This is a genomic window from Comamonas badia DSM 17552, assembly GCF_000484635.1.
Classification (GTDB): Bacteria; Pseudomonadota; Gammaproteobacteria; order Burkholderiales; family Burkholderiaceae_C; genus Comamonas_C; species Comamonas_C badia.
The window spans coordinates 13,821-25,703 of record NZ_AXVM01000008.1; the positions used below are offsets into that span (position 1 = coordinate 13,821).

The following is an 11,883-nucleotide window of genomic DNA, read 5'->3' on the forward strand; positions in this document are numbered from 1 at the left end:
GCAAGCCGCTCACTCCAGCCATTGATTGCCGACCGCCACAGGCACCACCGCCTTGTTCAGCGCGCCAGCCGGCCCGTCTGCATGGCCAGGCGCAGCAATGCCTGCCACGGGTCGCCCGGCCAGCCGGGCGCCTTCAGGCCCTTGACGATGCCGTCCACCCGGTGCGCGGCCAGCAGCAGTTGCGCCGCCTGGCGGCCGCCAAGGCGCGGCAGCAGGCGTTCGTACAGGCGCTCCTTCCTGCCCCAGACGCGCGCCTCGCGCAGCGCCAGCGGCAGCGGCTTGCCGGCGTCCATCGCCGCGCGCACGCGCGCGAGCTGGCGGATGTCCTCGGCCAGGGCCCAGTGCACCAGCACCTCGGCCTCGCCCTCGGCGCGCAGGCCGTCGAGCATGCGTTGCACACGCAGCAACTGCCCCGCCAGCACGGCCTCGCTCAGTTGGAATACGTCGTAGCGCGCAACGTTGAGCACCGCCGATTCGACCTGCGCGGCCGAGAGCTCGCCGGGCGGATAGAGCAGCGCAAGTTTCTGAATCTCCTGGTGCGCCGCCAGCAGATTGCCTTCCACGCGATCGGCAAAGAATTGCAGCGTGTGCTGGCCCTCCACGCCGCCGGCCACGCGCTGGTCTTGCGCTGCCAGGCGGGTGGCAATCCAGCCAGGCAGCTGCTCGCGGGCGATGGGCTCGATGGCGATGCCGACGCCCGCGCCTTCCAGCGCGGCGAACCAGGCGCTGCCGCGCGTGGCCTTGTCCAGGCGCGGCAGGCTCACGAGCGTGAGCACGCCATCGTTGCCCTGCGCGCTGGCGGCGATCTGCTGCAGGGCGGCCGACCCTTCCTTGCCGGGTTTGCCGCTCGGGATGCGGATGTCGATGATCTGGCGGTCGGCAAACAGACTCAGGCTGCCGCCGGCGGCCAGCACCGCGCTCCAGTCGAAATGCGCGCCCTGCACGGTGTAGCTGCTGCGTTCGCCGTAGCCCCGCGCGCGCGCGGCGGCGCGGATGGCGTCCTGCGCCTCCTGCTGCAACAGCGGCTCGTCGCCATGCAGCACATACAGCGGCTTGAGGCCTTTGCCCAGGTGCCCTTCAAGCTGGTTCAATGCAAGCTGCACGGGCGATCCTCAGGCCGCCGTCACCGCGGCGCCTTCACCGCCGCCAGACGGCGCACGATTTGCTGAACCAGGTCGGTCGCCATGTTGCGGTAGAGCAGCGCCTCTTCCGACTCCTTGGCGAGCGAGACGGATTCGTTGTAGCTCACGTCCTCGGTGCGCGAGAGCCGCGTATCGCCCACCCACTCGCGCCCGTGCTTGTCCTTGAGGCGAAAGTGCACGACCAGGCCCAGCTGCAGCTCGCGCACCTGGCCGGCGGTGGTCAGGCCCACCACGGTGCGCGAGCGCTGCTCGCCAAAGAGCTCCAACTGCGCCTCGGCCTGATGGATCTGCGCGGCGTCGGTGATGAGCACCAGATGACCGCCGGCGCCTTGCAGCGTGCGGATCATTTCCTTGTTCAGCGAGGTTCCGCTGGCGGGCACGTAGAGCGAGTTGAAGGCGAAATCCGGCGCGCCGCGCAGGTGAAAGCCGCAGCCAGCAAGCAGACCGGTGGCTGCGAGGGAAAACAGCGCGCGGCGATGCATCACGGTCAGGCGACGATGTTGACGAGGCGCCCGGGCACGACGATGACCTTCTTCGCGGCGCCGCCTTGCAGGAATTTCTGTGCATCGGGGCTGGCCAGCGCGACCTGCTCGATCGCCGCCTTGTCCGCGTCCGAAGGCACGTGGATCGCGCCGCGCAGCTTGCCGTTGACCTGCAGCATGAGTTCGATCTCGTCCTGCTTGAGCGCCTCGGGATCGACCTGCGGCCAGGGGGCATCGAGCAGCTCGCCCAGCACCCCGGCATAGCCCAATTCCTGCCAGAGCACATGCGTGAGGTGGGGCGTGGCGGGGTAGAGCACGCGCAGCAGAATGCCGTAGCCCTCGATCAGCGCCACCTGCGCGCCCGCGTCTTCAAGCTCCTTGAAGCTCTCCAGCGCGTTGAGCATCTTCATCGCGCCGGAGACCACGGTGTTGTATTGCATGCGCTGGTAGTCGTAATCGACCTGCTTGAGCACGCTGTGGATCTCCAGCCGCAAGGCCTTTGCCGCCTTGCCGAATTGCACATCATTCAGGCCGCTGGCGCCCGCTGCGCTTGCGCTTGCAGCTTCCTTATCCATAGCAGCAAGCCTGCTGCCAAAACCCCAGACGCGGCGCAGGAAGCGGCTGCTGCCCTCCACGGCCGAATCGTTCCACTCCAGCGTGAGCTCGGGCGGCGAGGTGAACATGGTGTACAGCCGCGCGGTGTCGGCGCCGTATTTCTCTATCAGCTCCTGCGGATCGACGCCGTTGTTCTTGGACTTGGACATGGTGCCCACGCCCTCGTAGTCGATCGCCGTGCCGACGGGGAGCAGGCCGTCGCTGCTGTCGGCCGCGTTCTTCAGCCGCGCGCCGACGATCTTTCCGGTTTCATCCAGCACATGCTCCACATCCTTGGGCCAGAAATAATCCTTGCCGCCCTTGGCGGTGCGCCGGCTGTAGATGTGGTTGAGCACCATGCCCTGCGTGAGCAGCTTGGTGAAGGGCTCATCGACCTTGACCAGGCCCAGGTCGCGCATCACCTTGGTCCAGAAGCGCGCGTACAGCAGGTGCAGGATGGCGTGCTCGATGCCGCCGATGTACTGGTCCATGCCGCTGCCGCCCGCGGCATGCGCCTGATCGCGCATCCAGTAATCGGTGCCGCTGCCGACCATGGCCTCGCTGTTCTTCGGGTCGCAATAGCGCATGAAGTACCACGAGCTATCGACGAAGGTGTCCATGGTGTCGGTCTCGCGCCGCGCGGGTTTGCCGCAGCAGGGGCAGTTCACCTTCAGGAAGGCCTCGCACTTGTTGAGCGGGTTGCCGCTGCCATCGGGCACCAGCCCCTCGGGCAGCACCACCGGCAAATCCTTCTCGGGCACCGGCACCACGCCGCAATCGTCGCAGTGGATGATGGGGATCGGCGTGCCCCAGTAGCGCTGGCGCGAGATGCCCCAGTCGCGCAGGCGCCAGGTGGTTTTCTTCTCGCCCAGACCCTTGGCCGCGAGCAGCCCGGCCACCTTGTCCACCGCCTGCGGGTGCGTGAGGCCATCGAGCACGCCCGAGTGGATGCAGCGTGCACGCGGCTTGTCGCCGTACCACTCGGCCCAGGCATCGAGCGAATAGGTCTCGCCCTCGACGGCCACCACCTGCCGGATGGACAGGCCGTACTTCTTGGCAAACGCGAAGTCGCGTTCGTCGTGCGCCGGCACGCCCATCACCGCGCCGTCGCCGTAGCCCATGAGCACGTAGTTGCCGACCCACACCGCCACCGGCTCGCCCGTGAGCGGGTGCGTGACGGTGAGGCCCGTGGGCATGCCCTCTTTTTCCTTGAGCGCGAGCTCCGCCTCGGTCGTGCCGCCCTCCTTGCAGTGCTGGATGAAGGCGGCCAGCTGCGGGTTCGTCGCGGCGGCGTGCGCGGCCAGCGGGTGCTCGGGCGCGACGGCGCAGAAGGTCACGCCCATGATGGTGTCGGCGCGCGTCGTGAAGACGTACATCCGCCCGTCCTGGATCAGCTTGCCGTCGGCGCCATGGATGTCGTGAGGAAAGGCAAAGCGCACGCCGCTGGATTTGCCTATCCAGTTCTCCTGCATCAGCCGCACCTTGTCGGGCCAGCCGGTCAGCGTCGCCTTGTCGCCGCCGAGCTGCACGTGGTCCAGCAGTTCCTGCGCGTAGTCGGTGATCTTGAGGTAGTAGCCCGGAATCTCGCGCTTTTCCACCACCGCGCCGGTGCGCCAGCCCTTGCCGTCGATCACCTGCTCGTTGGCCAGTACCGTTTGATCCACTGGGTCCCAGTTGACCACCTGGGTCTTGCGGTAGGCGATGCCTTTTTCCAGCATCTTGAGGAACAGCCACTGGTTCCACCGGTAATAGTCGGGCGAGCAGGTGGCGACCTCGCGGCTCCAGTCGATGGCCAGGCCCATCGCCTGCATCTGGCCCTTCATGTAGGCGATGTTGTCCCAGGTCCATTGGGCGGGCGGCACCTTGTGCTTGAGCGCGGCGTTCTCGGCCGGCAGGCCGAAGGCGTCCCAGCCCATGGGCATGAGCACGTTGTAGCCCTGCATGCGCAGGCTGCGCGTGAGCATGTCGTTGATGGTGTAGTTGCGCACGTGGCCCATGTGCAGCTTGCCGCTGGGGTAGGGCAGCATGGAGCAGGCGTAGAACTTCTTCTTGCCCGCGTCTTCGGTGACGCGGTAGGCATCGTGCTGTTGCCAATGGGCGTGCGCGGCGCGCTCCACGGCGGCGGGGTCGTATCGGTCTTGCATGGAAGCTGGGAAAGAGAGGAGCCGCACCCGCGGGCGCGGAAATCACAAGCCGATCATTCTAGAGCGCGCGCATGCCGCGCATCCGTCCGCACGCCGGCGAACCTGCGAGTGCAGGCGGGCAGATTTCAAAAACAAGAGCTGCCTGCACCATGCAGGCAATGGTTTCAAATGGTTTTCCAATCGAAACCAAGTACCTGCGCGCGATGCAAGCTTCTGTCTTTTCAGACATGCTCACTCTGCTTGAAGACCACGCGCGCGATATCGAGGGCAGCGCCACCGCCCGGGCGCTCATCAGCGCAATGCTGCACATCGCCCGCAGCCTGAACCTGGACGTGGTCGCCGAAGGCGTGGAGACGCCCGCGCAGCAGCAGGAACCTGCGCGCCCACGGCTGCGTGGTGATGCAGGGCCCCCTGCTGTCGCCGCCGCTGGCCGCCGACGCGCTCGCGCGGCGCGGCGGCACGAATTTCCATGAAGAAAATCGGTTCAAACTATTGACTACCAAGCGCCAACAGCTATTTTTCCAGAAGCTTCTCCGGCTGTGCCGCGAAGCCGATGCGAGCCAGCCCGGCGGCCTGGGCCATGCCGATGAGCTCCACCACGCGGCCATAGGGCACGGCCGCGTCGGCGCGCAGCTGCAGCTCGGCGCCGGGCTGTTGCGCGGCCAGGCGCTTCAGGCGCTCGGCCAGCGCATCCGCCGCGATGGGGGCGTCATCCACGAAGACCCCGCCCGCCCTGTCCAGCACCACGGTGATGGCGGACGCGGACGCGCCGGGCTGCGCCGAGGCGGCATGCGGCAGATCGAGCCGGATGCCGCTCGCCAGCAGCGGCGCCGCCAGGATGAAGATCACCACCAGCACCAGCATCACATCCACCAGCGGCGTGACGTTGATCTCGCCCATGGGGCGGGGTTGGGCAGATTCGCTGAAGCGCCCGAAAGCCATGTCAGCCCTCTGCCGGCGGCTCGGCGATCAGCGCCTGCAGATCGTGCGCCAGGCCTTCAAGCTCGGCCTCGATCTCGCCCACCGAGCGGCCAAAGCCGTTGTAGGCCAGCACCGCGGGAATCGCCGCCGCCAGGCCCGCCGCCGTCATGATGAGCGCCTCGCCCACCGGACCGGCGAGCTTCTCCATGCTGATCTGGCCATTGCCCGCAAGTTGCATGAGGGCATGCTGAATGCCCCAGACAGTGCCGAGCAGGCCCACAAACGGTGCCGTGGCGCCGACGGTCCCCAGCAGCACCTGGCCCCAGCGCAGGCGGGAAAGGGCGGCATGCAGGGCGCCGCGCAGTACCCGCGTGGCGCGCTGCGCCCGCGTGGCCTGCTGCGCCAGCGCGTCCGAGCGACCGCCGGCATGCAGGTCGGCCGCCGCCTGTACCAGGGGCCAGACCAGCGCGTGCCGGTCCAGCGGCCTGACCCGCCGCGCCGCGCCATCCAGGGCAGGCGCCGCCCAGAGTGCCTGGGTAGCACGCGCCACATCGGTGCGCGCATGCGCCATCAGCACCAGCTTGTAGAGGATGACCGCCCAGCTGGCGACGGACATCGCCAGCAGCACGGCGGCGCAGGCCTGGATGACGCCATCGGCCTCGCGCAGCCACTGCAGGGCGGTCATGGGGGTGGCTCGGGCACTCAGCGCAGGCCGAGCACGTCGAACATGTCGAACAGCCCGCGCGGCTGGCCCGCCAGCCAGCGCACGGCGCGCAGGCTGCCCTGCGCATAGCCGGCGCGGCTGCCCGATTTGTGGGTGATTTCCACGCGTTCGCCAGTGCCGGCGAACAGTACGGTGTGGTCGCCCACGATGTCGCCGCCGCGCACGGTGGCAAAGCCTATCGCGCCGTCCTTCCTCTCGCCGGTGTGGCCGTAGCGCTCGTAGACCGCGCGGTCTGCCAGGCGCGTGCCCTGGGCTTCGGCGATGACCTCGCCCATCTTGAGCGCGGTACCCGACGGCGCATCCACCTTGTGCTTGTGGTGCGCCTCGATGATCTCGATGTCGTAGCCATCGGCCAGCGCCTTGGCCGCGAGCTCCAGCAGCTTCATGGTCACGTTCACCCCCACGCTCATGTTGGGGGCCAGCATGATGGCCGTCTTTTCAGCCGCCAGCGCAAGCTGGGCTTTGCCTGAATCGTCAAAACCTGTAGTGCCAATCACCATCTGCACGCCCAGCTCGGCACACACCCTGGCATGTGCCAGCGTGCCCTCGGGGCGGGTGAAATCGATCAGCACGTCGCAGCCCGCAAGCCCCGCGCGCAGGTCCGCGGTGACGGCGACGCCGCTGGTGCGGCCCAGGAAGGCCGTGGCGTCATGCCCGATGGCGGGGCTGGCCGCCACGTCCAGCGCACCGGCCAGCACGCAGTCGCCGCTGGCGCCCACGGCCTCGATCAGCATGCGGCCCATGCGGCCGCTGGCACCGGCAATGGCGATGCGCCGTGCGGTAGTGGAAGTCATGCCATCCTCATTCGGAAAAGACCGGCGGCCGATTGGTGCCGCCGGAGAACATCAGCGGCCCGGGGTTTCGAGCGGTGGGTAGCGCGTGCCGGCGGGCGGCGCCGCGGGCTGGGGCGAGGCCTTGTCCGCCTCGGCCCTGGCCCTGGGAAAACGCTCCAGCTGCGCCTCGGTGGCTTCGAGCTCCGGCACCTTGACGTCCTTCACGCTGGACGAAAGCGAAGCGATGAACTCCTGCTCGGTCGGCATCTCGTCGCCTTCGGTGCGGTCGAACCGGTCCTGCTCGAAAAACACCGTCAGGTGGCGCGCCTGGTCCTGCACGCCCTGGCGGCGGATGGTGAAGACATATTCCCAGCGATTGGCATGGAACAGGCTGGTCATCAGGGGCGTGCCCAGAATCTCGCGCACCTGCTGGCGGCTCATGCCGGGCTTGAGGGCATCGACCTGCTCGCGCGTCACGACGTTGCCCTGGACCACCTCCGGGCGGTAGGGCGTGACCATGTTCGCCAGCCGATCGCCCGAACCGGCGCAGCCCCCCAGCAGCCCCGCTGCAGGCAGGACGACGGCGAGCGCAAGAGCGCCCCAACGGGGGAGGGCTGGCATGGTTTTGTGCATCCGGTCTATGATTGTTTTCATTGTAGCGGCAGGCCTGCGCCCGCGGCCCGCCACCACGGGGCGCACCACGATGACCAATATTGAAGAACTCAAGAGCACCGGCCTGAAAGCGACGCTGCCGCGCCTGAAAATTCTGGAAGTCTTTCAGCAGGGTTCGCAGCGGCACATGACGGCCGAGGACGTGTTCCGCGTGCTGCTGGAGGAGCGCTCGGACATCGGCCTGGCCACCGTCTACCGGGTGCTCACGCAATTCGAGCAGGCAGGCATCCTGATCCGCAGCAATTTCGAGAGCGGCAAGGCGGTCTACGAACTCAACGAGGGCCAGCACCACGACCACTTCATCTGCACCGGCTGCGGCAAGGTGGAGGAGTTCTTCGACAGCGAGATCGAAAAGCGCCAGAAGCTGATCGCCCAGGAGCGCGGCTGGGAGGTGCACGACCACGCGATGGCGCTCTACGGCCTGTGCCAGGCCTGCGCGGCCAAGCGCTGAATCACCGCTTCATCCGGGTTCCCTGCCGCTGGCCATGAGGTCGCGGTGGCGATTGACGAATTCCTGGTAGGTGTCGATGCCGCGCAGCTGCAGGATGGTGTTGCGCACCGCCGCCTCGACCAGCACCGCGATGTTGCGCCCGGCCACCACCTCGACGACGACCTTGCGGATGGGCACGCCCAGCACGTCCTGGCTCAGGGGCTCGCCCGGCAGGCGCTCGTAGTCGCGCTCCAGCGTCTCCTTGCGCACCAGATGCACGATCAGGCGCAGCCGCATGCGCCGGCGCACCGCGTTCTCGCCGAAGATGGCGCGGATGTCGAGCAGGCCGATGCCGCGCACCTCCAGCAGGTTCTGCAGCAGATCGGGGCAGCGGCCCTCGATGGTGCTCTGGTTGATGCGCGCCAGATCGACCACGTCGTCGGCCACCAGGCCGTTGCCGCGCGTGATCAGCTCCAGTCCCAGCTCGCTCTTGCCCAGGCCCGATTCGCCGGTGATGAGCACGCCCATGCCCAGGATGTCCATGAACACGCCGTGCAGCGAGGTGCGCTCGGCAAAGTGCTTGGAGAGGTAGGCGCGCAGCACGTCGATCACGAACGCGGCCGATTCGGGCGTGGCAAACAGCGGGATCTGCGCGCGTTCGCACATTTCAAGCATTTCATCGGGCGCCTCCTGGGCATCGGCCAGGATCAGCACCGGCGGCTCCAGCGTGACGATGCGCGCCAGGCGCCGCTTGCAGTCTTGCGCGCTGCCGCGCAGCAGATAGGCGACCTCGCGCTCGCCGATGATCTGCGCCCGATAGGGATGGATGTAATTGAGGTGCCCGACCAGGTCGGCGCTGGAGCGCGCGGCGCGCACCGCATCATCTTCAAAACAGCGCTCGCCCGCCTCCTGCCCCGCCAGCCACTGCCAATGCAGCAGCGTGCGGAATTCCTCGAACAGGGTATCGGCGCGAACGACGTTGGCTTTCATGCGGCCCGCCGTTCAGCCCAGGTCACACCGCGTGCGCGCTCTGCCAGCCGGCGATCAGCCCGTGCAGCTCGGCCGCATCGGCGCTCGTCTTGATGCGGTCGCGCAGCTGGCCATCGCCCAGCAGCTCGGCGATTTCCGAGAGGATTTCCAGGTGCTTCTGGGTCGCCGCCTCGGGCACCAGCAGGAAGATCAGCAGCCCCACCGGCTGCTCATCCGGCGCATCGAAGCCGATCGGCTGCGCCAGCTGGAACACCGCCGCCATCGGCGATTTCAGGCCCTTGATGCGTCCGTGCGGAATCGCCACCCCGTGGCCCAGACCGGTGGAGCCCAGGCGCTCGCGCGCGAACAGGCTGTCGGTGATCAATGCCCGCGACAGGCCGTGCTGGCTCTCGAACAGCAGACCGGCCTCTTCAAAGGCGCGCTTCTTGCTGGTGGCGTCAACGCCCACGAGCACCTGCGCGGGAGGCAATATGGATGCGAGTCGGTTCATGGCGGATGGGTCGTAATTATGCACAACTAGCGTAAACCCTAGTAACCCGCCTGCGCACGGCGCGGTGCTATGCTGCGCCGCCCCACCTCAACAAGCACGCAGCGCACCATGCAAGACGGAACACTGCTGGCGGCCGTGGACCTGGGTTCCAACAGCTTTCGCCTCGAAATCGGCCGCCTCGAACACGGGCACATCCACCGCGTCGAATACCGCAAGGAAACCGTCCGCCAGGGCGGCGGGCTCGATGAGGAGCGCAACCTCACGCCCGACGCCATGCAGCGCGGCTGGGACTGCCTGGCGCGCTTCGCCGAGCGCCTCTCGGGCTTCCCGCGAGGGCATGTGCGCGCCATCGCCACGCAGACCCTGCGCGAGGCGCGCAACCGTGAAGCCTTCATCACCCGCGGCAACCAGATTCTGGGCTTCCCGATCGACGTGGTCTCCGGCCCCGAAGAGGCACGCCTCATCTACCAGGGCGTGGCACGGCTGCTGCCGCAGTCCGACGAGCGGCGGCTGGTGGTGGATGTCGGCGGGCGCTCGACCGAGCTGATCCTGGGCCGGCAGTTCGAGTCCAGCGCCGTCGTCTCCTGCCGCGTCGGCAGCGTGGCCTGGTCGGCGCGCTATTTCGCCGATGGCATGTTCACGCCCAGAGCCTTCGAGATCGCCGAGACCGCCGCCAAGGCGGTGCTCGACGAGGCGGCCCAGCCATACCGCGGTGAACTGTGGGATGTGGCCTACGGCTCTTCGGGCACGGCGGGCGCCATCGGTTCGATGCTTGCCGCGGCCGGCCGGGAACAGGGATACATCACTCGCGCCGGGCTGGACTGGCTGCGCGAGCAGCTGCTGCGCGCCCGCCATGCCGACCGCGTGCGCCTGGAAGGGCTCAAGGACGACCGGCGCCCGGTCATTGGCGGGGGCTTGTGCATCGTGCGCGCGGTCTTCGAGCTGCTGGGTGTCGAGCGGATGGCGGTGGCGCAGGGCGCGCTGCGACAGGGCGCGCTGTACGACCTGCTGGATCGCGAGCGGCCCGGCACCGACCTGCGGGCAGCCAGCGTGCGCGCACTGATGCGGCGCTTCGCCGTGGACGAAGCGCAGGCCGCTCGCGTGGCACAGCTGGCGCTGCGGCTGTTCGCCGGCGCAGCGCCGCCGGGCAGCGAGCGCGCCGCGCGCAAGCTCCAATGGGCGGCCGAGCTGCACGAGATCGGTTGCCGCATCTCGCACCAAGACTACCACCGCCATGGCGCCTACATCCTTGAGCACGCCGACGCCGTCGGCTTCGCCCTGCCCGAGCTGCACGCCCTGGGCCTGCTGGTGCTGGGCCACCGCGGCAAGCTGCGCAAGCTCGAAGCCGGCCTGGATGACCCGGTGCTGGCGCTGCAGCTCATGTGCCTGCGCACCGCCATCGCGCTGTGCCACGCACGCCGCGCGCCCGACGTGCAAGGCCTGACCCTGCGCCTGGATGGCCGCCGCTGCAGCGTGCGCTCGCGCCCCGGCTGGGCGGCGGCCTTCCCGCAGTCGGCGCACCTGCTGCGCGAGGAGGCGCAGGCCTGGCAGAAAACGCCCTGGGAATACGTGGCCGAGCTGGCGTGATGGCGCGGCGTCTTCAAACGGTATAAACTGTTTATACCGTTTTCAAACCGATCCAGACCATGCCCGCCACCGCCAAAACCCCTCGCGCCCCGGCCGCCAAGACCAAAACCAAAACGGCCGCGGCCGCACCCGCACCGGGCAAGAAGCCCGCTCCGGCCGCCGCCGAGCCCGACGCCAAGCCGCGCAAGCCCAAGCTGGTGCGCGACGGCTTCACCATGCCCAAGGACGAATACGCCGCCATCGACGCGCTCAAGCAGCGCGCGGCGGCGCTGGCGCGCCCGGCCAAGAAGAGCGAGCTGCTGCGCGCCGGCCTGAAGCTGCTCGCCGGCCTGGACGACGCCGCGCTGCTGGTGGCCCTGCAGGCCGTTCCGGCGATCAAGACCGGGCGCCCCAAGGCAGCGAAAAAATAATGGTCAAAAGTGGATAAAGCGCTTGATATACAAGTGCCAGTAGCTCATTTTTCGATAGTTTTCAGAAAAAATCCGGCGAACGCACCGCCAGCAGGATGGTTTCCTCGACCCCCTGCCGCCGCCGGTGCCGCAGCCACCAGACGGCCCCCTTGCGGATCGCGCAATCCGGCGCCTGCAAGCCCAGCAGGCGCGCGGCCGTCTGGCCCAGCAGCGGCTGGTGGCCGACGACCAGCACGGCGCTGCGGGCGTCCGGCCACTGGGCCAGCGTCAGCAGCTCGTCGGGGCTGCCGCCGGGCAGCAGTTCGGCACGCAGCTTGACCTTGCGGCCCAGCGCACGCGCGGTCTGCTCGGCCCGGCGCGCCGGGCTGGCCAGCACGCGCAGACCGTCCGGGAGCTGGCGCTCCAGCCAGACGGCCATGCGCGCGGCCTGTTTCTCGCCGCGGTGCGTCAGGGGCCGGGCGATGTCCTCGCCCTCGTCGCCCTCGCTCTCCGCCTCGGCGTGGCGCCAGAGAATCAGGTCCATT

15 protein-coding genes are annotated in these 11,883 nt (G+C 68.4%); 4 read left to right on the forward strand and 11 right to left on the reverse strand.

What is annotated here, in order from left to right; translation table 11 throughout:
* Positions 1 to 56: 56 nt before the first annotated feature.
* From holA to K320_RS19575, 4 genes are read right to left on the reverse strand one after another with little or no spacing between them, the layout of a single operon-like run.
* On the reverse strand, positions 57 to 1,103 hold the full coding sequence (holA, locus tag K320_RS0115355; protein ID WP_024539706.1) for a DNA polymerase III subunit delta: 1,047 nt from the start codon (positions 1,101 to 1,103) through the stop codon (positions 57 to 59).
* 20 nt (positions 1,104 to 1,123) lie between these two features.
* On the reverse strand, positions 1,124 to 1,624 hold the full coding sequence (locus K320_RS0115360) for an LPS-assembly lipoprotein LptE (RefSeq protein WP_024539707.1): 501 nt from the start codon (positions 1,622 to 1,624) through the stop codon (positions 1,124 to 1,126).
* A gap of 5 nt (positions 1,625 to 1,629) precedes the next feature.
* Positions 1,630 to 4,362, reverse strand: coding sequence for a leucine--tRNA ligase (gene leuS, locus K320_RS0115365; RefSeq protein WP_024539708.1), 2,733 nt, complete (start codon positions 4,360 to 4,362; stop codon positions 1,630 to 1,632).
* A 58-nt stretch (positions 4,363 to 4,420) separates the two neighbouring features.
* Complete coding sequence (locus K320_RS19575; protein WP_245593904.1) at positions 4,421 to 4,591, reverse strand: hypothetical protein; 171 nt, start codon at positions 4,589 to 4,591, stop codon at positions 4,421 to 4,423.
* Between K320_RS19575 and K320_RS19580 the strand changes: the two genes are divergently transcribed.
* Positions 4,590 to 4,835 carry a hypothetical protein gene (locus tag K320_RS19580; RefSeq protein ID WP_245593908.1) on the forward strand — a complete coding sequence of 82 codons (246 nt, stop codon included), beginning with the start codon at positions 4,590 to 4,592 and terminating at the stop codon, positions 4,833 to 4,835. The genes K320_RS19575 and K320_RS19580 overlap by 2 nt on opposite strands.
* A 40-nt stretch (positions 4,836 to 4,875) precedes the next feature.
* Here the strand turns inward: K320_RS19580 and K320_RS0115375 are convergent, their stop codons facing one another.
* From K320_RS0115375 to K320_RS0115390, 4 genes are read right to left on the reverse strand one after another with little or no spacing between them, the layout of a single operon-like run.
* Positions 4,876 to 5,304: an ExbD/TolR family protein gene (locus K320_RS0115375; RefSeq protein ID WP_024539710.1), complete on the reverse strand. Its 429-nt coding sequence runs from the start codon at positions 5,302 to 5,304 to the stop codon at positions 4,876 to 4,878.
* 1 nt (position 5,305) lies between these two features.
* Positions 5,306 to 5,968 carry a MotA/TolQ/ExbB proton channel family protein gene (locus tag K320_RS0115380; RefSeq protein WP_024539711.1) on the reverse strand — a complete coding sequence of 221 codons (663 nt, stop codon included), beginning with the start codon at positions 5,966 to 5,968 and terminating at the stop codon, positions 5,306 to 5,308.
* Positions 5,969 to 5,985: 17 nt separating this feature from the next.
* Positions 5,986 to 6,801, reverse strand: a complete 816-nt coding sequence (gene dapB / locus K320_RS0115385) for a 4-hydroxy-tetrahydrodipicolinate reductase (protein ID WP_024539712.1) — start codon at positions 6,799 to 6,801, stop codon at positions 5,986 to 5,988.
* A 51-nt stretch (positions 6,802 to 6,852) separates the two neighbouring features.
* Positions 6,853 to 7,401: an outer membrane protein assembly factor BamE gene (locus K320_RS0115390; RefSeq protein WP_407059770.1), complete on the reverse strand. Its 549-nt coding sequence runs from the start codon at positions 7,399 to 7,401 to the stop codon at positions 6,853 to 6,855.
* An 82-nt stretch (positions 7,402 to 7,483) separates the two neighbouring features.
* Between K320_RS0115390 and fur the strand changes: the two genes are divergently transcribed.
* Positions 7,484 to 7,903, forward strand: a complete 420-nt coding sequence (gene fur / locus K320_RS0115395; RefSeq protein WP_024539714.1) for a ferric iron uptake transcriptional regulator — start codon at positions 7,484 to 7,486, stop codon at positions 7,901 to 7,903.
* Positions 7,904 to 7,912: 9 nt separating this feature from the next.
* Here the strand turns inward: fur and hprK are convergent, their stop codons facing one another.
* Positions 7,913 to 8,872: an HPr(Ser) kinase/phosphatase gene (gene hprK, locus K320_RS0115400; RefSeq protein ID WP_024539715.1), complete on the reverse strand. Its 960-nt coding sequence runs from the start codon at positions 8,870 to 8,872 to the stop codon at positions 7,913 to 7,915.
* 22 nt (positions 8,873 to 8,894) lie between these two features.
* The gene (locus K320_RS0115405; RefSeq protein WP_024539716.1) at positions 8,895 to 9,362 is read right to left on the reverse strand and encodes a PTS sugar transporter subunit IIA; all 468 of its coding nucleotides are present in this window, start codon (positions 9,360 to 9,362) and stop codon (positions 8,895 to 8,897) included.
* Positions 9,363 to 9,470: 108 nt separating this feature from the next.
* Between K320_RS0115405 and K320_RS0115410 the strand changes: the two genes are divergently transcribed.
* Positions 9,471 to 10,949 (forward strand): Ppx/GppA phosphatase family protein, encoded by a 1,479-nt coding sequence (locus K320_RS0115410; protein WP_024539717.1) that lies wholly within the window; start codon positions 9,471 to 9,473, stop codon positions 10,947 to 10,949.
* A gap of 59 nt (positions 10,950 to 11,008) precedes the next feature.
* Positions 11,009 to 11,359 carry a hypothetical protein gene (locus tag K320_RS0115415; RefSeq protein ID WP_024539718.1) on the forward strand — a complete coding sequence of 117 codons (351 nt, stop codon included), beginning with the start codon at positions 11,009 to 11,011 and terminating at the stop codon, positions 11,357 to 11,359.
* Between the two features lie 61 nt (positions 11,360 to 11,420).
* Here the strand turns inward: K320_RS0115415 and K320_RS0115420 are convergent, their stop codons facing one another.
* Positions 11,421 to 11,882, reverse strand: a complete 462-nt coding sequence (locus K320_RS0115420) for a SixA phosphatase family protein (RefSeq protein ID WP_024539719.1) — start codon at positions 11,880 to 11,882, stop codon at positions 11,421 to 11,423.
* Position 11,883: the final 1 nt, after the last annotated feature.